17 protein-coding genes are annotated in these 19,363 nt (G+C 66.2%); 14 read left to right on the top strand and 3 right to left on the bottom strand.

Annotated elements, in window-relative coordinates; genetic code table 11:
• Nucleotides 1-46: 46 nt before the first annotated feature.
• Nucleotides 47-853 carry an IclR family transcriptional regulator gene (locus tag AC4EEO_RS15765; RefSeq protein WP_285320541.1) on the bottom strand — a complete coding sequence of 269 codons (807 nt, stop codon included), beginning with the start codon at nucleotides 851-853 and terminating at the stop codon, nucleotides 47-49.
• Between the two features lie 48 nt (nucleotides 854-901).
• On the opposite strand from AC4EEO_RS15765, the gene AC4EEO_RS15760 reads away from it, so the two are divergent.
• The 3 genes from AC4EEO_RS15760 (at nucleotide 902) to AC4EEO_RS15750 (ending at nucleotide 4,422) form a co-directional block, all read left to right on the top strand.
• Nucleotides 902-2,188 (top strand): MFS transporter, encoded by a 1,287-nt coding sequence (locus AC4EEO_RS15760; RefSeq protein WP_491339241.1) that lies wholly within the window; start codon nucleotides 902-904, stop codon nucleotides 2,186-2,188.
• Entirely contained in the window at nucleotides 2,181-3,428 is a 1,248-nt protein-coding gene (locus AC4EEO_RS15755) for an FAD-dependent oxidoreductase (protein WP_491339240.1), read from the top strand. Before AC4EEO_RS15760 ends, AC4EEO_RS15755 begins: the two co-directional genes overlap by 8 nt.
• Before the next feature lie 115 nt (nucleotides 3,429-3,543).
• Nucleotides 3,544-4,422 carry a phosphotransferase gene (locus AC4EEO_RS15750; RefSeq protein ID WP_491339239.1) on the top strand — a complete coding sequence of 293 codons (879 nt, stop codon included), beginning with the start codon at nucleotides 3,544-3,546 and terminating at the stop codon, nucleotides 4,420-4,422.
• 92 nt (nucleotides 4,423-4,514) lie between these two features.
• On the opposite strand, the gene AC4EEO_RS15745 is transcribed toward AC4EEO_RS15750, so the two are convergent.
• Nucleotides 4,515-5,567 carry a LacI family DNA-binding transcriptional regulator gene (locus AC4EEO_RS15745; protein WP_491329287.1) on the bottom strand — a complete coding sequence of 351 codons (1,053 nt, stop codon included), beginning with the start codon at nucleotides 5,565-5,567 and terminating at the stop codon, nucleotides 4,515-4,517.
• Nucleotides 5,568-5,785: 218 nt separating this feature from the next.
• On the opposite strand from AC4EEO_RS15745, the gene AC4EEO_RS15740 reads away from it, so the two are divergent.
• From AC4EEO_RS15740 to AC4EEO_RS15690, 11 genes are all read left to right on the top strand, one after another.
• Nucleotides 5,786-7,144: an ABC transporter substrate-binding protein gene (locus AC4EEO_RS15740; RefSeq protein WP_491339238.1), complete on the top strand. Its 1,359-nt coding sequence runs from the start codon at nucleotides 5,786-5,788 to the stop codon at nucleotides 7,142-7,144.
• A gap of 6 nt (nucleotides 7,145-7,150) precedes the next feature.
• Nucleotides 7,151-8,161, top strand: coding sequence for a carbohydrate ABC transporter permease (locus AC4EEO_RS15735; protein ID WP_491339237.1), 1,011 nt, complete (start codon nucleotides 7,151-7,153; stop codon nucleotides 8,159-8,161).
• Complete coding sequence (locus AC4EEO_RS15730) at nucleotides 8,158-9,081, top strand: carbohydrate ABC transporter permease (RefSeq protein WP_018762443.1); 924 nt, start codon at nucleotides 8,158-8,160, stop codon at nucleotides 9,079-9,081. Before AC4EEO_RS15735 ends, AC4EEO_RS15730 begins: the two co-directional genes overlap by 4 nt.
• A gap of 2 nt (nucleotides 9,082-9,083) precedes the next feature.
• Nucleotides 9,084-9,932: a sugar phosphate isomerase/epimerase family protein gene (locus AC4EEO_RS15725; RefSeq protein WP_491339236.1), complete on the top strand. Its 849-nt coding sequence runs from the start codon at nucleotides 9,084-9,086 to the stop codon at nucleotides 9,930-9,932.
• Nucleotides 9,929-11,089: a Gfo/Idh/MocA family protein gene (locus AC4EEO_RS15720; RefSeq protein WP_018762441.1), complete on the top strand. Its 1,161-nt coding sequence runs from the start codon at nucleotides 9,929-9,931 to the stop codon at nucleotides 11,087-11,089. Before AC4EEO_RS15725 ends, AC4EEO_RS15720 begins: the two co-directional genes overlap by 4 nt.
• Nucleotides 11,090-11,093: 4 nt before the next feature.
• Nucleotides 11,094-11,999 carry a sugar phosphate isomerase/epimerase family protein gene (locus AC4EEO_RS15715; RefSeq protein ID WP_491339235.1) on the top strand — a complete coding sequence of 302 codons (906 nt, stop codon included), beginning with the start codon at nucleotides 11,094-11,096 and terminating at the stop codon, nucleotides 11,997-11,999.
• Between the two features lie 3 nt (nucleotides 12,000-12,002).
• Nucleotides 12,003-13,406, top strand: coding sequence for a glucuronate isomerase (gene uxaC / locus AC4EEO_RS15710; RefSeq protein WP_491339234.1), 1,404 nt, complete (start codon nucleotides 12,003-12,005; stop codon nucleotides 13,404-13,406).
• Complete coding sequence (locus tag AC4EEO_RS15705; protein ID WP_491339233.1) at nucleotides 13,403-14,815, top strand: mannitol dehydrogenase family protein; 1,413 nt, start codon at nucleotides 13,403-13,405, stop codon at nucleotides 14,813-14,815. The genes uxaC and AC4EEO_RS15705 overlap by 4 nt, the downstream gene beginning before the upstream one ends.
• 36 nt (nucleotides 14,816-14,851) lie before the next feature.
• Complete coding sequence (gene manD, locus AC4EEO_RS15700) at nucleotides 14,852-16,081, top strand: D-mannonate dehydratase ManD (RefSeq protein WP_491339232.1); 1,230 nt, start codon at nucleotides 14,852-14,854, stop codon at nucleotides 16,079-16,081.
• 31 nt (nucleotides 16,082-16,112) lie between these two features.
• Nucleotides 16,113-18,392, top strand: a complete 2,280-nt coding sequence (locus tag AC4EEO_RS15695; protein ID WP_491339231.1) for a gluconokinase, GntK/IdnK-type — start codon at nucleotides 16,113-16,115, stop codon at nucleotides 18,390-18,392.
• 71 nt (nucleotides 18,393-18,463) lie between these two features.
• Complete coding sequence (locus AC4EEO_RS15690; protein WP_347885947.1) at nucleotides 18,464-18,979, top strand: hypothetical protein; 516 nt, start codon at nucleotides 18,464-18,466, stop codon at nucleotides 18,977-18,979.
• Between the two features lie 13 nt (nucleotides 18,980-18,992).
• Here AC4EEO_RS15690 and AC4EEO_RS15685 read toward each other — a convergent pair whose 3' ends face one another.
• Nucleotides 18,993-19,343, bottom strand: coding sequence for a DUF7793 family protein (locus AC4EEO_RS15685; RefSeq protein WP_141180746.1), 351 nt, complete (start codon nucleotides 19,341-19,343; stop codon nucleotides 18,993-18,995).
• Nucleotides 19,344-19,363: the final 20 nt, after the last annotated feature.

Here is a 19,363-nt window from a genome sequence, read left to right as displayed (position 1 = left end):
CATATTCTGGCAGGCAGAATATTCCTCGGAGTGGCGTGCGCCCGGGTCAGCTCCCCGCTGCGCCATCCGCCGGGTTGGCAGCGATGTCCAGCTCCAGCTGGCGCCGGGTTTCCATCATGACGCCCACCAGCCCGGCATCGAACAGTGGCCGGAACCTGGCTACCGGAGTGGCTACGCTCAGCGCACCCACCACCATTCCCTTCCCGTTGTGCAGTGCCATGCCAAAGGCGCTGATGCCCTCCTCCGTGCCCTCGAAGTTGGCCGCGAAGCCGTTGGCGCGCACGGATTCAAGCTCGCGCAGGAACGCCGGGTACTCGGAATTGGGGATGTAGTCGCCGGCGAGCTCAGCATTCGGGCTGTGGAACAGCTGCTCGAGCATGGTGGGATCCATTTCGGCCAGGATGGCCTTGCCGCCGGAGGCCTTGTGTGCCGGGAGCAGCGTGCCCTGGCGGTCGCCAACGCGCAGGATGTTGCTGCTTTCCACCGTGTCCAGGAAGCGGACCTTGGTGCCCACCCGGATCATGAGGTTGACGGTTTCGTTGGTGCGGGCGCACAGCAGTTCCATATGCGGCCGGGAGATGTCGCGCAGCTGCCTTGTCCAGCTGAACCCTGCGGGCCCCGCCCCCATGGCGGGACCGGGAACGTAGCGCCGCGTTTCGTCCTGCACCGCGAAGCCCCGGTACACCAGCATGGCCAGCAGCCGGTGTGCCGTGGAGGGTGCCACGCCGAGCTCCGCCGCTGCGTCCTTGAGCCGCAGGCTCCCCACGTCCCGCAGCAACTGGAGGAGTTGCAGGGCGTTGTCCACCGCCTCGATTGAGTAGGTGGGTTTCCGCCGGGCAGGAAGATTCTGCATGACAGAATCTTATGGGCGCGCTGGTATGACTGCCAGCACAGTGGTGGGATGAATCACACAACTTCCGCTGCAGTGCCGCAGCGCACGGCCGCCCCCGCCCGGGGCGCAGGCCTTTCCGGGTTTCCCCGGCGTTCCATGCTCGCCGTCCTGGTGTGCTGGCTGCTGGTCGTTTTCGACGGCTACGACCTGATCGTCTACGGCACCGTCCAAGGCTCGCTCATCAGCGACACCGGCTGGGGCCTGACCAAGGCGACGGCTGGAACCATCGGATCCATGGCCTTCGTGGGCATGATGATCGGAGCCGTTTTTGCCGGACGGATGGCCGACACCTGGGGCCGCCGCCGCACCATCATCGGCTGCGCCGTGGTGTTCTCCCTCTTCACCATCCTCTGTGCCTTTGCGCCGAGCGCGCCGGTGTTCGGCGGCCTCCGGCTGCTGGCAGGCATTGGCCTGGGCGGCCTGGTGCCATCGGCCAACGCCTTGGTGGCCGAGCTCGTTCCGGAAAAGTGGCGGTCCACCATCGCCACCCTCATGATGTCCGGTGTCCCCATTGGCGGCTCGATCGCCGCGCTCGTGGGTATTCCGCTGATCCCGGCCTTCGGCTGGCCGGCGATGTTCCTGGTGGCCGTCGTGGCCCTGGTGGTGGTGATCCCGCTGGCGCTCCGCTACCTGCCGGAAACCCTGGCACCCAAGGCAGCCGCCGGCAGCACCGCGAAGGAGTCCGCGGGATTTGGGAGCCTGCTGAGGGCGCCCCACCTCGGCACCAGCCTGCTGTTTGCGGTGGCCACCCTGGTGACCCTGTTTGCCTGGTACGGCCTGGGAACGTGGCTGCCCAACCTGATGCAGTTGGCCGGCTACAACCTGGGCTCTGCGCTGACCTTCGCCCTGGCGCTCAACCTGGGCGCCGTGGCCGGGTCAGTGCTCACGGCCTGGGCAGGCACCCGGTTCGGTCCCATTCCCACGGCCATCGCGGCAGCGGGCGTGGCCGCCGTCGCCCTGGTGGTGCTGGTGACCGGACCGCCGGTCGCCGTCGTCTATTTCATGCTGGTGCTGGCCGGCGTGGGAACGCACGGCACCCAGTGCCTGATCATCGCCGCCGTGGCCAGCCACTACCCGGCGCACCTGCGCGGCACCGCCCTCGGCTGGGCGCTGGGCGTCGGCCGGATTGGCGCCGTGGCCGCGCCGCAGGCCGGCGGGCTCCTGCTCGCGGCGGGGCTGGGCGTCAATTCCAACTTCCTGGCCTTCGCCGGAGCAGCAGCCGCGGCTGCGGTCCTGATCGCAGCCGTCGGCACCAAAATCAAGAAATCAACAGCAGTAGGAGCTACCAATGTCTAACGTCAAAGAGTCCACCGATGTCCTCGTGGTGGGCGGCGGCATGGCCGGACTGGCCGGAGCGCTCGCCCTGCGCGAGAACGGCGCCGACGTCACGCTGGTTGAAGTGGCACCGGCCTTCGGCGAAGTGGGAGCCGGGCTGCAGATGGCCCCCAACGCCTCCCGGGTCCTCAAACGCTGGGGACTGCTGGAGAAAGTCCTGGAAATCGGCGTCCAGCCCAAGCACCTGGTGTTCCGCGATGCGGTTACGGGAGAGGAACTGACCCGCCAGACACTGGGCGGCGAGTTCGAGGAGCGCTACGGGGCGCCCTACGTGGTGATCCACCGCAGCGACCTGCACCGGATCCTGCTCGAGGCCTGCCAGGCGGCGGGCGTCACCCTGGTGAACGATGTCCTGGTGCAGAAGGTGGAAACCGACGGCGACCGGGCCCGTGCCTACACCGCCAAGGGCGAGGTCTTCGAAGCCGACGCCATCCTGGCCGCGGACGGGCTCAAGTCCACACTGCGCGGGACCGTTGCCAACGACGGCCCGGTGAACTCGGCCTACGTGGCATACCGGGGAACCGTGCCCATCACGGAGGAGACCCCGGCAGCGGACCTGGAGGACGTCATCGTCTACCTCGGGCCGGACTGCCACCTGGTTCAGTACCCGCTGCGGAAGGGCCAACTGCTCAATACGGTTGCCGTGTTCAAGTCGGCATCATTCGAGCGCGGCGAAGAGCAATACGGCGGCGTGGACGAGCTCGAGGCGGCCTACGCCGGCTGCGTCCCCGCGGTGCAGGAGGCCCTGAAGAACCTGGCCACCGGCATCCGCTGGCCCATGTACGACCGCAACCCGATCGACAACTGGGTGTCCGGCCGCATGGCGCTGATCGGCGATGCCGCCCACCCGATGCTGCAATACCTGGCCCAGGGTGCGTGCCAGGCGCTGGAGGACGCGGCAGTGCTCCAGGATGTGTCCCGGAACCAGGTTTTCACCCCCGAAGGAATCGACGCCGGTGCGTGGGAGGACGCCTTCCGCGAGTTCAATGAAACCCGCGCAGCCCGCACCGCCCGCGTGCAGCGCACCGCCAGGACCTGGGGCGAGTCCTGGCACGTGGGCGGCGTGGCCCGGGTGCTCCGGAACATGCTGTTCAAGAGCCGCGGCGACAACAACTTCCAGTACAACGACTGGCTGTACGGCCGCGGCGAGCCCGGCGTTCCGGCGGAGGTGCCGGCCGGGGCCAAGCTCGTGGAAGCCTAAGCAGCGCGATATGAAGGCGTGCGTACGACGACGGGTGGCTCCCGGCGTTGTACGCCCGCCTTTTTGCCGGGTCAGCCGGATCTTCCGTGGACCGCCCGTTGCTAGGCTTCAGATCATGGGGCAACGTTCGGGGGCAGGGCAGTGGGATGGCGGGCTGCTGAGCGCCGAACAGTCCAGGCTGGCTGAGGGGTGGCTTGGCTCGCCGAAACTTGTCGCCGACCTGTCCTGGGGGATCGTGGACACCAAGGTCCTCAAGGTCCGGACGGCCACCGGGCAGGTAATCATCAAGGCTGCCGGACCTTCGAACCACCACTTGGGCCGCGAGGTCGCGGCCCACAACGCCTACACACGGCCGCTTGCCGGGCTCGGCCGGGCAGCCCGCCTGCTTCATTCAGACCCGGACGCCAACATCCTGGTGGTTGAGAACCTTGAGGGCGTTCTGGTGGAGGGAACCCCGGCCGAGCAGGTCCCGGAGACCTACGCCCAGGCCGGCGAATTGTTGAAGGTGGTTCACAGTCAGGAGCGCCGCTGCGATGACACCTGCGAAGCGCGGGCCACGGCGAAGGCGTTTGCGTGGTTGGACCGTGACCATCGCGTCGATCCATCAATCGAGCTGGAGGCACGGAGTCGCCTTGCGGAGTACCGGCCTGCCCCCATCACCGTGGTTCCCACCCATGGTGACTGGCAGCCGCGGAACTGGCTCATCCGCAATGGCGAGCTGCGGATTATCGACTTCGGCAGGTTCGATTTCAGGCCGGCCGCCACTGATCTGTGCCGGTTGGCGGTGCAGCAATGGCGGGGAAGGCCAGAGCTGGAGAAGGCCTTCCTGGAGGGATACGGAACTGACCCCAGGTCCATGGAGGTGTGGCGCATCGACTTGCTTCGGGAAGCGATCGGCACGGCGGTCTGGGCGTACCAGGTGGGGGATGGGAACTTTGAACGCCAAGGCCACCGCATGCTTCGGGAGGCCCTGGACCGCTTCCAGCTTGACTAGCCTTCGTCGAGTCGTATGTGGTGCGCCTTTAGCAATTACTTAATGCCTTCACCCCGGGACACCGGCTGGTGCTGCCGTTTACCGTGGGTTGATCAGGCGGGGGCCGGTCCCGTCGATTCCCGGACCGTCAGGTGGGTGGGCATGACGGCGAGTTTCCGGGTGGCGCTTCCCGGCAGGGGATTGAGCTGGGCCAGGAGCATGGACACCGCCACCCTGCCCGCCTGCTCGATGGGGCTGGAGATGGTGGTCAGCGGCGGATTGCAGAAATCGGCGCCGAAGATATCGTCCGAGCCGATGATGCTCATGTCCGCAGGCACCCGGATCCCGCGGGCCTTCAGGCGCTGGAGCATGCCGATGGCGAGCAGGTCGTTGAACACGATGCAGGCAGTGGCCCCGGTGCGGACAGCGGCATCCGCCGCGGCCGCCCCGGACGTTGTCTTTGGCGCGTAGGGGCCAATCCGGTGGACTTCCATCCCCCGCTTCGTGGCGTCCTCTTCGAACACCTTCCATCGCATCTGGTTTGACCAGGAGGTGGGAGGCCCGGCAACGTAGCAGACCTTGTGATGGCCCAGCGATGCCAGGTGCTCCAGCGCCTGGATGATGGCCGACGGCGTATCGATCATCACGGTGGGAGCGCTGGTGGACGCGCGGTTGAACGTGACCAGGGGCTGTGTTTGGGAGACCTCCGTCAGCTGGGCGTCGGTCAGGCGGGACGCTGCCAGGATGAAGCCATCGGCCGACTTGCGCATTTTGTGCAGCGCATCCAGTTCCATCTCGCTGGACTCCTCCGTGTCCACCAGGAGCTGTGTCACGCCGGCTGCCTTGAGCTGGTGCTGGGTACCCCGGATGATGTCGAAGTAGAACGGGTTGGTGATGTCGGGCACCAGTACGGCCACGGCGTTCGTCCGCCCCGAGCTGAGGCCGCGCGCCTGGGAGCTGGGAATGTAGTTGAGTTCAGCGGCTGCCTCTTCGATCCGGACCCGCGTCCGGGGATTCACCCGCTCGGGCCGAGAGAGGGCCCTGGAGACCGTGGACGTGGCGACGCCGGCGAGCTCGGCGACATCCCGGATGGTGGGCGGACGGTCCCGCCGGGCGTTCGCGTCCCCGGCACCCTGCGGAGCGGCTCCCACCGATGGATTAGCCATAGTTGCCGACCTTTCATCGCTGGCTTGGGGAATCCGCCGGCAGCATTCCGACCGGCGTTTCCCCGACTTTGGATGATCCAATGACACCATTCTTGGCAACTTTTGGCAACCGCTTGCCGCAAGCTTTCCAATTTCCTAGACTGACTCTCGAGTCGCCTGCAGTGATTTCCGCCACAAGACGGATGTGGCCATGCGGGTGTCCTAGAGGAGAAAAAACAATGAGGTTTAAATCGACTACTGGGCTTGCGGCGATCGTCACGGCTTCAGCGCTCGCCTTGACCGGGTGTGGATCGAGCTCCGGCAACGGGGGCGGCTCAACCAGCTCGGACGGCAAAGTGGACGGCACCGGCAAGACGCTGAGCGTCCTGGTGAACGTTTCCAGTCAGTACCCGGAACAGCAGAAGCAGTGGCAGTCCGATATTGCCGCGAAGTTCAAGGCCGAGACCGGCGCCGACGTGAAGTTCGAAACTTTCGCTTCGGCCAACGATGAACTCACGCGCATCCAAACATCCGTGGTCTCCGGCCAGGGCCCGGACGTCTACAGCCTGGGAACCACGTTCACCCCCACGGCATATGCCACCAAGGCCTTCGTGACCCTCTCCGACGACGACTGGAAGAAGGTGGGCGGCAAGGACCGCTTCAACCCGGCAACCCTGGGAATCTCCGGACCGGACAAGGACCACCTTGCCGGCATCCCGTTCGTCAGCCGGCCGTTCGTCATGGCGTACAACAAGGACCTGTTGGCTGCGGCAGGCATCGACAAGCCTGCCACCAACTGGGATGACCTGGCCGCGCAGGCGAAGAAGATGACCAAGGACGGCACTTACGGCATCGCCACGGGATACAAGGACAGCTTCGATCCCTGGAAGTTCATCTGGGCCATGTCCGTCCAGGCCGGAAACCCGCTGGTGGACGGCAACAAGCTGAAGATGGATGACCCCACGGTCAAGAAGGCCTACGAAACGTACTTCGGCTGGCTCACCAACGACAAAGTGGTCGACCCCGCATCGATTGGCTGGAGCAACAGCAACGCCGTGGCCGCCTTCGCCAGCGGCAAGGCCGGATACCTGATGATGACCACGTCCAGCTCGATTCCCACCCTGGACAAGTCAGCCGTCGCCGGCAAGTACGAATACGCCCTGATGCCCACGATCGCTCCGGGCCAGACCCAGTCCAAGTCCGACGGCGACGCCGCCAGCATCCTCTCCGGCGACAACCTGGTGGTGGCCGACTACTCCAAGCAAAAGGACCTGGCCTTCGCCTACATCAAGCTGATCACCTCCAAGGACGAACAGCTGAACTACCAGAAGGTCTTCGGTGACCTCCCGGCCAACGCCGAGGCCCTCGCCACCCTGACCGATGCCAAGCTCAAGCCACTGGCCGATGCCGCCGCCAAGTCCAAGGCCACCCCGTTCACGGGCGCCTGGGGCGATATCCAGCTGGGCCTGCTCAACGTCACTGTCCAGTCGATCCCGGACCTGGCCGCCGGCAAGGTGGACGGATCCGCCCTCGATACGCGGATCAAAGACGCCCAAAACAAGGGCCAGGCTTCCCTGGACCGGGCCTCCAAAGGATAAGTTCTGATGTCAACCGACGCCTCTCATGAAGTACGGCCTGCGGTGGAATCCGCCGCAGGCCGGGCTCCCCAGACCGCCAATGACGCCGGGCAGCAGCCCGGCCCCAAGGACGGCCCGCGGCGCAAGGGCCTGAGCGAGCGGAACCGTCCGCTCTGGATGCTGATCCCCGGCGGGGTCCTGATGATCATCATCATCGTGGTGCCGCTGCTGCTGGGCATTTACATGTCCATCCTCAACCTGGACCAGTACACGCTGCGGAAGTGGGTCAGTGCACCAATCATCGGAGTCGAAAACTTCGTTGAAGCCGTCACCAACTCGCCGCTGCTGCACGCCGTGTGGCTCAGCGTCAGCTACTCGCTGCTTGCGATGGTGGTGACCCTGCCGCTGGGCATTGCCGCGGCAGTGGCAACCCAGAATGCATTCAAGGGCCGCGCGCTGATCCGCTCGGTGTTCCTCATCCCGTATGTCCTGCCGTCCTTCGTGGTGGCCACCGTCTGGCGGACCATGCTCCAGCCCGGCGGCATCGTGGACGAGGCCTTGGCCACCGTGGGAATCCACGTGGGACTCTGGCTCAACGGACCACAAACGTTCTGGACGCTGGTCCTGGTCCAGATCTGGGCTTCCTGGCCGTTCATCTACCTGCTGGCGTTGTCCGGCCTGCAGTCAGTGGACCATGAGGTGCACGAGGCCTCAGCCCTGGACGGGGCGCTGTGGTGGAACAAGCTCCGCTACGTGATCTTCCCGTACCTGAAGGGCCCGCTGGCCCTGGCCTTCCTGATCGGAATGCTGCACCACATCAACAACTTCACGCTTCCGTTCGTGCTGTTCGGGGTCCCGGCGCCGTCGGACGTGGAAGTCCTCCCCATCCTGACCTACGTCACCAGCTTCCAGAGCTTCCGCTTTGGCCTGAGTGCTGCGATGGCCTTCATTTCCCTGGTGCTCATCGCCATCCCGCTGTTCGTCTACCTCCGCGCCGTGAAGCTTGACGACGCCGACACCCCAGGAGCGAAGAAATGAGCGCCACCATCGCCGGTCGCCGCAGCGCGCCGACCGCGGACGTCGACCGTCCGGGCTCACACCGCCAGCACGAGGTGCTGCGGCTCCTGCCCGGCCCCCTGCTGGTCATCATCCTTGTCTTCCTGGGTGCACTCGTCCTGATTCCGGTGCTCTATATCTTCCTGGCCTCGGTGAATTCTGACATCGGCGTTGCCAACGGCGAGTTCTGGCCGTCGTCGGTGACCTTCGAGAACTACTCGAAGATCTGGACCAGCGTGGGCCTGGCCACCGGCCTGACCAACAGTGTCCTGGTGGCCGGATCAACCGCCGTCGTATCCGCGGCCTTGTCCGTTTCCACCGCGTTCGTCCTGGTCCGGTACAGCTTCCGTGGCAGGCTCAGCATCCTGCGCGGCCTGCTGGCACTGCAGTCCGTCCCCGGAACCCTGATGGTGCTGCCGGTGTTCGTGCTCTTTTCCTCGGCGGCAACCTACCTCGGCATCCAGGTGATCGGGACCCAGTGGGGCCTGTTCGTGACCTACCTGACCTTCGCCATGCCGTTCTCCACCTGGGTGATGGTCACCTACCTGCGCGGGCTCCCCAAGGAACTGGAGGAAGCAGCCAAGATCGACGGCGCGTCAAACCTCGGCGTCCTCTTCCGCATCGTGCTGCCCCTGAGCTGGCCCGGCATCGTCGTCTCCGGCATCTTCGCCTTCCTGCTCGGCTGGAACGACGTACTCTTCGCCTCGGTGATGACGCGCCCCGAAAGCCAGACCGCCGCCGTCGCCCTGCAAATCTTTGGTGCCTCGCAGGAAGGCGGCGCCATTCCCTACTACGGTCAGATGATGGCCGCAGCCCTGGTGTGTGCAGCGCCAGTGGTCATTCTCTACCTGATTTTCCAGCGTTACCTAGTAGGCGGGCTGACCGCCGGAGGAGTTAAATAACCATGGTCTCGACCACCCAGGTCACGTGGCAGCTGTCAGGTTTCGGCGACGAAATCGACGACGACCCCGCAGTCCAGATCGCCGTGCTGCAGGCCCTCGGCGCCAACCACATCGAGGTCCGCAGCGCATGGGGAACCAACATTGTGGACCTCAGCGACGAACAGCTCCAGGCACTCGCCGCCCTGCTGGCAGATAAGGGCATGAAGGTCTCGGCCATTGCCTCGCCCATTGGAAAAGTGGACGTCAGCCTCCCGGTGGAGCATGAGGTGGAGCGGTTGCGCCGGGCGGTCAATGCCGCCAAGGTCCTGGACGCGAAGTACATGCGCATCTTCTCCTTCTACTACGGCGAGTCAGTCCAGGTGGACAGCATTCGCGATGACGTCATCGAGCGCATGCGCGCCCTGGCCGGCGTGGCCGAGGAAGCCGGGGTGGTCCTCCTGCACGAAAACGAGAAGGACATCTTCGGAGACGTCCCGGACCGTGTCCTGGACATCATCGAGACCGTGGACTCGCCCGCCCTGAAAGTGGCCTGGGACGCTGCAAACTTCGTCCAGGTGGGCGTCAAGCCCTTCGACGAGGGATACGCCAAGCTGCGCCCGCACCTGGAATACCTCCAGGTCAAGGATGCCCTCTTCGCCAACGGCCACGTGGTGCCTGCCGGCGAAGGCGACGGGGACGTCCTGAAGACCGTGGAGGCGCTCAAGGCGGACGGCTACGAAGGCTTCGCTTCCCTCGAGCCGCACCTCGCCGGTGCCCACGGCCTGGGCGGATTCTCCGGCCCCACGGCCTTCGGAATCGCAGCCCGCGCCTTCGCCAAAGTCACCGCAGAAGCAGGAGTCCAGACCGCATGACCACCTTGAATGCAGCCATCACCGGGTGCGGCGTCATTGGCCGCACCCACGCCGTAGCCCTCCGCGAATTCCCGGAAGTCCGCATCGTCGCCCTCATCGATGCCATTCCGGCGGCCGCCGAAGCACTCGCGGACTTCATCGAACAGCAGGGCGGTACGCGGCCGGCCCAGTACACCACCCAGGCCGAGGCCTTCGCCGCCGAAGACATCCACCTCGTGGCACTCGCGACTCCCAGCGGCCTGCACATCCAGCAGAGCCTGGAGGTGCTGGCGGCAGGCAAGCACGTGGTCATCGAAAAGCCCCTCGACGTGGACCTCAGCCGGGCCCAGGAAATCGAGGCAGCCGCGAAGGAAGCAGCCGGCAAGGGCATCGTTGCCTCGGTCATCAGCCAGCACCGGTTCGACCAGTCCAGCGTCGCCGTGTCCCGCGCCATCGCCGATGGCCGGTTCGGCAAGCTGACCTCCGCCATCGCCTCGGTGGCATGGTGGCGCAGCCAGGGCTACTACGATTCCGGCGACTGGCGCGGCACGTGGGCGATGGACGGCGGCGGCGCCCTCATGAACCAGGGCGTGCACACCGTGGACCTGCTTTTGTGGTTCATGGGACGGCCGGTGGAAATCTTTGCGCACACCGCCCGCCTCGCCCACGAACGCATCGAAGTGGAGGACACGGCGGTAGCCACCGTGACCTTCGAGAACGGCGGCCTGGCTGTCCTTCACGCCACCACTGCCGCCTACCCGGGGTTGACCGTGCGCGTGCAGCTCATGGGCTCCGAGGGCTCGGCCGTGGTGGACAACGACCGGCTGGAGTACTTCCACAGCAGGGCCGCAGGCGGCGCCTCGGCGGACATGGGACTCCAGGGCGGCGGCAACCAGTCGGAGGAAGAACTGGCCAAGTACCCCGAGGAAGACTACAAAGCAGCCGATCCCACCGTGTACCCGGCCGGCCACGTCCGTCAGTACCGGGACATCCTGGCCGCGATCGCCGGTGGGAAGCAGCCAGGAGTCACGGTCAGCGACGCCGTCAATGCCCTTGCCGCGGTGCGTTCGGTATACGTCTCGGCCACCCTCGGCCAGCCAGTCCTCTTCGAGGATGTTTTGGCAGGCAAGTACAACGACCTCGAAGTCCACACCGGCAGCACGGCAGAAAGCGCCTGACACCATGAAGTTTTCAGTATTTACCGCATCAACCCCCGAGTGGACCCCCGAGGAGGCCGTCCAGCAGCTTGCCGGACAGGGCTGGGACGGCGTCGAATGGCGCATCACGGACCAGGGCGACGCCCCCGAGCCCGGCTTCTGGGCCGGGAACAAAGCAACCGTGCCGCTGGCCGGAATGGAAAACCACCTGGACCGGATCGCCGCCATTACCAGCGACGCCGGCCTGGAGTTCTCCGGCATCGGTGGGTACGCGCGGTGCGACAACCATGACGATGTGGACCGCATGCTCGCCGCCACCGCCAAGCTCGGAGCCGCCCAGGTGCGGGTGACCACGCCGCCGCTCGGAACCGCAGCCTGGGGCAACGAACCGGCCAGCGGCACCCCGTACCCGGAACTCTTCGCCGCTGCCCGCCGCGATTTCGAATGGATCGCCGAGCGGGCGGCGCACCACGGAGTGAAGGCGCTCGTGGAGCTGCACCACCGCACCATCACCGCGTCGGCATCATCGGCGCTGCGGCTCCTGGACGGCCTGGACCCCCGGCACGTCGGCGTCATCCACGACCTGGGCAACCTGCTGATCGAAGGGCAGGAGGACTACCTGCCCGCCTTCGAGCTCCTCGGCGACTACCTGGCGCACGTGCACGTGAAGAACGCGGTGTGGGTGGACAGCGGCGAGACCGACGAGTCAGGGGCAGCCATTTTCAAGAACGAGTGGGCGCCCCTGCGCGCGGGCCAGGGCAGCGTCCTGCAGTACTTCAAGGCGCTCGCCGCCTTCGGATACGACGGCTGGGTGACCGTGGAGGACTTTTCCACTGAGCTCCCGCTGGCCGAACGGACCGCCGGGAACCTCGAATACCTCCGCGCCACGGCCGCCTTGGCTGGGCTCAGTGTCGCAGCCGGGAGGCGTTGAGCCATGGCGCAGACCATAGCGGACCACCCGGACCGGCTCCTGCCCGCCGATCCCGCGGTCCGGGACATTGCCCGCTCGCTCTTCTCCCGGGTGGAAGGGCTCCCCATCATCTCCCCGCACGGGCACGTCGACGCCGCGGTCATCGAACAGAACACGCCGTTCCCTGACCCGGCCGCGCTCCTGGTCACTCCGGACCATTACGTCACCCGCCTGATCCACGCCGGCGGGGTGACCATGGACCAGCTGGGCCTGGGCAACCAGCCCGCAGAGTCGCGGCAGGTCTGGCGGCACTTCTGTGAAGCATGGCCGACTTTCGAGGGAACCGCCTCCGGGTATTGGATCCGGCAGGAGTTCGCCCATGTCTTCGGCCTGGCCGAGGAACCGTCCGGCCAGAACGCCGACCAGCTCTATGATGCCCTGCAGGCCAAACTGTCCGAGCCCGGTTTCCGGCCACGGGAACTGTTCAAGGAATTCAACATCGAGGTGCTCGCCACCACGGATGACCCGCTGGATTCGCTGGACAGCCACGCTGCGCTGCACGCGGACCCCGCGTTCGCCGGCCGGGTGCTGCCCACCTTCCGGCCGGACCAGTACTTGAACATGGCACATCCGGCCTGGCAGGAGAACGTGGAACGCCTCCTCGGCTCTGCGGGGGAGGGTGCCACCGGCTACGCCGGGTACATCAAGGCACTTGAGTCGCGGCGCCGGCACTTCGTGGAGCGCGGCGCCGTCTCCGCCGACCACGGCGTGTTCACGCCTGCCACCCTGAAACTGGACGACGGCGAGGCGGAGCGGCTTTTTGAGCGCGGCAGGACGGGCAAGGCGAGCGCCCGGGACAAGGACGCCTTCGAAGCCCACATGCTGTACCAGATGGCCAGGATGTCGGTGGAGGACGGGCTGGTCATGACCATCCACCCGGGCTCCTTCCGGAACCACCACGCACCCACGTTCGAGGCCTTTGGCGCCGATACCGGGCACGACATCCCGGTGGCGGTGAACTACACCGAAGCCATCCGGCCGCTGCTGCAGGACTTTGGCACGGCAAAGGACTTCCACTTGGTCCTGTTCACCCTGGATGAGACCGTCTTCTCCCGCGAACTGGCGCCGCTGGCCGGGTTCTACCCGTCGGTCTACCTCGGTGCGCCCTGGTGGTTCCTGGACGCCCCGGACGCCATGCTGCGCTTCCGGTCCGCGGTGACGGAGACCGCGGGTTTCTCGCGGTCCTCCGGGTTCATCGATGACACCCGCGCCTTCTGCTCCATTCCGGCCCGCCACGACACGGCCCGGCGGATCGAGGCGTCCTTCCTGGCCCGCCTCGTGGCCGAACACCGGGTCACCGAGGACCGGGCACACGAACTTATCGTGGACATCGTGGACGGGTCGCCACGGAGGGTGTTCAAGCTGTGAACGCCGCGCTGCCTGCACTCAACCGCAGCCTGAAGCCGCTGCCCAAGCCTCCGGTGCGCATCGTGCACCTTGGGCTGGGGGCGTTCCACCGCTCCCACCAGGCCTGGTATACCCAGCACGCCCCGGACGCGGCGGAGTGGGGGATCGCGGCGTTCACGGGCCGCCGGCCCGACGCCGCGGCAGCGCTGTCCCGCCAGGACTGCCTCTATACGCTGGTGGAGCGGTCGGCCCGCGGGGACAGCTTCGAAGTCATCGGCAGCATTGTGGAAGCGGTGGATGGCGCCAACACCGCACGGCTCTGCGAGCTTGTCGCGGCGAAGGAGACAGCGGTGGTCACGCTGACCATCACCGAGGCAGCCTACGGGCTGGCCGCGGATGGAACGTTCGACGCCGGCGCTCCAGACACGGCGGATGATCTCCGGGCGCTGTCGGCAGCAGCGTCCGGGGAGGCCGGAGTGCCCGGCACTCCGCTGGGCCGCCTGGTGTTGGCCCTTGCCAGGCGCCGGGCCAGCGGCGCGGGACCCATCGCCGTCGTCAGCTGCGACAACTTGTCCGCAAACGGTGAAGTTGCCCGCCGGGCCGTCCTGGGACTGGCCTCCGGATGGGGTTCCGGGCTGGCCGGATGGATCGAGGCGAACGTCAGCTTTGTCAGCACGTCCGTGGACAGGATTACGCCGCGGACCACCGAGGCGGACATCGCAGAGGTGGAAGAGCAATGCGGTTACAGCGACAATTCGCCGGTGGTGGCTGAACCTTTCCGGAACTGGGTGCTCAGCGGGGACTTCCCGGCCGGGCGTCCCCGCTGGGAGGAGGCCGGCGCCGTCGTGGTCGGTGACATCGAGCCCTATGAGAACCGGAAGCTGTGGCTCCTCAACGGCTCGCATTCCATCCTGGCCTACGCGGGACAGCTCCGCGGGCATGCCACCGTGGCGGACGCCCTGGCAGACCCCCTCTGCCGGAAAGCGGTGGAGGACTTCTGGGACGAGGCAGCCCGTCACCTGCAGGGGGAAGGGCTGGACATTCCGACGTACCGCCGGGCCCTGCTGGACCGCTTCGGAAACGCGCGTATCGCCCACCGGCTCGCACAGATCGCGGCCGATGCCACCACCAAGCTGCGCATGCGCGCGGTACCCGTGATGGCGGCGGAACGGGCCGACGGCCGCAGTGGCGCAGGCAGCGCTTTGATGATTGCCGCCTGGATTGACTACGTCACCGCGGGAAACGACTTCCAGGATCCGCTCGCCGCCGAAATCCAGGCTGCTGTGGCACTTGACGGAACCAATCGGGTGCAGGGTTTGCTTCGCCTCGTCAGCGCTGCCCTCGCAGAGGACCCTGACGTCGTCGCCCTTGTTTCCCGGCTGCTCGGATCCTTCGCAACGACCCCGGCCGCCACCCCTGCAAGTACCTGAAACCCGCTTTTACTTCCGGAAGGAACAGTTAGTCCCATGAAAATCATTGCCGCCGATGTGTTCGTTACCAGCCCCACCCGAAACTTCGTGACCCTCCGGATCACCACGGACGACGGCGTGACGGGCATCGGCGACGCCACCCTGAACGGCCGCGAGCTCGCCGTCGCCGCCTACCTGAAGGAGCACGTCGCGCAGCTGCTCATCGGTAAGGACCCGCACCGGATCGAGGACACCTGGCAGTTCCTGTACCGGAGCGCCTACTGGCGTCGTGGCCCGGTCACCATGGCGGCCGTCGCCGCCGTGGACATGGCGCTTTGGGATATCAAGGGCAAGGTTGCCGGGCTTCCCGTGTACCAGCTGCTGGGCGGGGCGTCCCGGAACGGGCTGCGCGCCTATGGCCACGCGTCCGGTTCGGACATCGAGTCGCTGTTCGATTCCGTACGGGAACACCTGGAACTCGGCTACAAATCCATCCGGATCCAGACCGCCATCCCGGGGATCAAAGCCGTCTACGGCGTGGCTGCCCAAGCGCAGGCGTCGGGGGAACGGTATGACTACGAGCCCGCCGGCCGGGGAGCATTGCCGCAGGAAGAGGACTGGGACACCCGCGCCTACCTGCGGCACCTGCCCACGGTCTTCGAGGCTGTCCGTAACGAGTTCGGCCCCGAGATCCCGCTGCTGCATGACGGACACCACCGGATGACGCCCATCCAGGCCGCGAAACTGGGCAAGGCACTGGAGCCCTACGACCTGTTCTGGCTTGAGGACTGCACCCCGGCGGAGAACCAGGAAGGCCTGCGCCTGGTCCGCCAGCACACCACCACACCGCTGGCGATCGGTGAAATCTTCAACACCGTCTGGGACTACCAGACGCTGATCAAGGAACAGCTGATCGACTACGTCCGGGCCGCGTCCACGCACTTCGGCGGGATCAGCCCCCTGAAAAAGGTCATGGACTTCGCCGCGCAGTACCAGATCAAGTCCGGCTTCCACGGACCCACCGACATCTCCCCGGTGGGGTTCGCGGCGCAGCTGCACGTGGGCCTGGCGATCCACAACTACGGCATCCAGGAATACATGCAGCACTCGGACAAGACCAACGAAGTCTTCGAGCAGTCCATGACCTTCACTGACGGCTACCTGCACCCCGGCGACAAGCCCGGCATCGGCGTCGAATTCAACGAGGAAGCCGCCGCCGCCTATCCCTACCAGCAGGCGTACCTGCCCTACAACCGCCTGGTCGACGGCACGGTGCATGACTGGTGAGGCTGGCCGCGACTGGTAAGGAAAGCACCCGATGAGCAAGATCCGAATCATCGTCATGGGCGTCTCCGGCAGCGGCAAGACCACCATCGGCGATCTCGTGGCCCGCGAACTGGGCATCCCGTTCCTGGACGGCGATTCCCTGCATCCTGTGGAAAATGTCGCCAAGATGGCTGCTGGCACGCCCCTGACGGACGAGGACCGGTGGCCCTGGCTCGCAACCGTGGGTGCCGAGCTTGCCAAGGCAGGCGACGGCGGACTGGTCCTCGCCTGTTCGGCCCTTCGCCGCAGCTACCGCGACGCCATCAGGGAACAGGCTCCGGACACCATTTTCCTGCACCTGAATGGCAGCAAAGAGGTCTTGAAGGCCCGGACGGAAGGCCGCACCGGACACTTCATGCCTCCCGCGCTGCTGGACTCACAGCTGGCCACCCTGGAACCGCTGCAGGAGGATGAACGCGGGGTCGTTGTGGACATCGCCGCGCCGGTTCCGGACGTGGTGGCCCAGGCACTCAAGGGGATCTCCGCCGTCGTACCTTCACCCAAGGGAACCCATGGCACTGCTTCCCGGCGGTTCGACGTCGACCTTGCCGCCGCGCCGTTCAATCTCGACGCCGACGCCATCGCCTGGGTGGAGGCCACCCTGGGTGCCATGACGCTCGAGGAAAAGATCGGGCAGCTGTTCATCAACCACAACAACGATTACTCACCCGAGTACCTCGACGGCGTGCTGGACACGTACCACGTGGGCGGCATGCGGTACCGTCCGGGACCTTCCGCGGCCGTGCAGGAACACATCCGCTACGCCCAGACCAGGACCCGGATTCCGCTGCTGATCGCGTCCAACCCGGAGATGGGCGGAGCCGGCAGCTGCGACGACGGCACTTTCGTCTCGACGCACCTCCAGGCCGGCTCGCACCCGGACAAGAATATTGCCCGGCAAATGGGGCAGGTGGCCGGGGTGGAGACCGCGGCGTTGGGCTGTAACTGGGCTTTCGCGCCGATCGTGGACATCCACTACAACTGGCGGAACACCGTCATTTCCACGCGTTCTTTCGGCAATACCCCGGAAATCGTGGTGGAACGCGCCAAAGAATACTTCGACGGCATCAGCGAATCACCCACGGCCTGCGCCATGAAGCACTTCCCGGGCGACGGAATCGACGAGCGCGACCAGCACGTGGTCACCTCCTACAACACCCTCCCCTATGAGGAATGGGACCGGACCTACGGGCACGTGTACCGGGAAATGATCGCGCACGGAGTGCAGTCCATCATGGTGGGCCACATCGGGGCGCCGGAGGTTTCCCGGCGTTTCCGGCCGGAACTGTCCGATACGGAGATCCTGCCGGCCACGCTCTCACCCGAACTGCTGCAGGACCTGCTGCGCGGGGAACTAGGCTTCAACGGGCTGGTCCTCACGGATGCCTCGCAGATGGTGGGTCTCACGCAGGCGAAGAAACGCAGGGACCTGGTGCCTGCCACGATCGCCGCCGGCTGCGACATGTTCCTGTTCTTCCGGAACCCGGCCGAGGACTTCCAGTACATGCTGGACGGCTACAAGTCGGGCGTCATCACCGAGCAGCGGCTGCACGACGCCCTGCGGCGCATACTCGGCCTGAAGGCGTCGCTGGGCCTGCACCTCAAGCCTGTTGACCAGCTCGTGCCGCCGTCGGAGGCGCTTGCCGTCATTGGATCCGCTGCGCACCGTTCGGTGGCTGCGGAGATCGCCGACAAGACCGTGACCCTGGTCAAAGACACCGCGGGAAACCTGCCCATCACTCCGCAGACCCATCCCAGGATCCGCCTGTACGGAATCTCAGGCGGGTCCGATTTCACCCGCGCCGACCCGCTGGCCTACCTGGAGGTGGTCAAGGAGGAACTCGAGGTTGCCGGATTCGAGGTGTCCTTGTTCCGGACGGCTGAACAGCGCGAAGCGGCGGGGGAGACCGGGGTGAACTTCATGTCCATCATCTCCGAAGAGGCTACGGGGGATTACGCGGAGAAGTACGATGCTGCTTTTGTCTTTGCCAACGTCAAGGGCTTCGCGCAGGAGGCAGCCATCCGGATCAAGTGGTCATCGCCAATGGCGGCGGAAATTCCCTGGTACGTCACGGAGGTGCCCACCGTGTTCGTCTCCCTCAATCAGCCGAACCACCTGATCGACGTACCCATGGTCAAGACAGCCATCCACGCGCACGCCGGGACACGGGAAGCGATCCGGGCTGCCGTGGAGAAGATCCAGGGGAAGTCCGAGTTCCACGGGACGTTCAACGAGAACGTGTTCTGCGGGTCCTTCGACACCCGGCTGTAGGGGCTTTGGACTCTGGGGGCCTCGGGGTGTCGGTTTGTAGCCTCGAGGCATCCCTGGAACCAAGAGGAGGAGTGCCATGGGCGGCACAGCGGCGGGTCTCGGTGTCCGTTCCGGTCCACAATCCGGGCCTGGCCCCCAGCGACGCCGGCTTCGCGGTTTCCTTGCGGCCGCCGTCGCAACCGGTCTGTCCACGCATGGTCAATGCGGAGCGGGTGCATCCAGAGTGGCAGGACCTGAAGGTGGGAGACATCATCGCCTTCACACCTGGTGGTTACCCGGGCGGGCGGCGCGGGCCGCGTGTAGTGGACATGCAAAGCGGGAGCCACTTGGTTCTGGACTCAAGCCCCGGCGCGCCACCCGGGACTGTAACCGGGACGTGGCAGTTCGTCCTCCGCGATGCCAGCGACGCGGGGACCAGGCTGCTGCTCCGGACGCTGACGGGCCCCGGTCGGCCACTCGGTCTTCGCGTGACGGACTTCCTGCTCCGGCCCGGCTACCTTGTCATGGACCGTGCCATGCTGCTTGGCATCAAAAAGCGCGCCGAGGGCGGGGCACTAAGGAATCCGTCGCCGTCGACACTGCTCTGACTTCAGCGGGCCCTCAAGGCTCAGCCTGCGTGGCTCTACCTGGCATCCCGGTTGGGGCGGCCTGCTCCGATAGCCAATGCAATGCCTCGCTCCGGTCGGTGAAGTAGGCCGTGGGAGTCAGCGACCGCTGGGAAAACGCGGCCACCACTTTGCCCGTGGGTCCGTCCCCGACCAGGGCGACGGCGGAAAACCCGCGGTAGGCGTTCATGCCGGCCCTGGCCTCCGGCGTCAGCCCGGCAACTCCCGCGAGATCCACCAGAACGGGCAGCATCAGGCCAACGCTGAGGCCTTCCAGGACCCGGGCAGCACGTACCGCAAGGTCGTACGTTATGTGGACGCCGGGGTTCCACTCCAACTGCAGCACGCCCCTATCGCAAGAGGCAG

The sequence above is a fragment of the Pseudarthrobacter sp. MOO13 genome (genome assembly GCF_058267655.1).
This window is presented reverse-complemented; position numbering and strand designations above follow the sequence as displayed.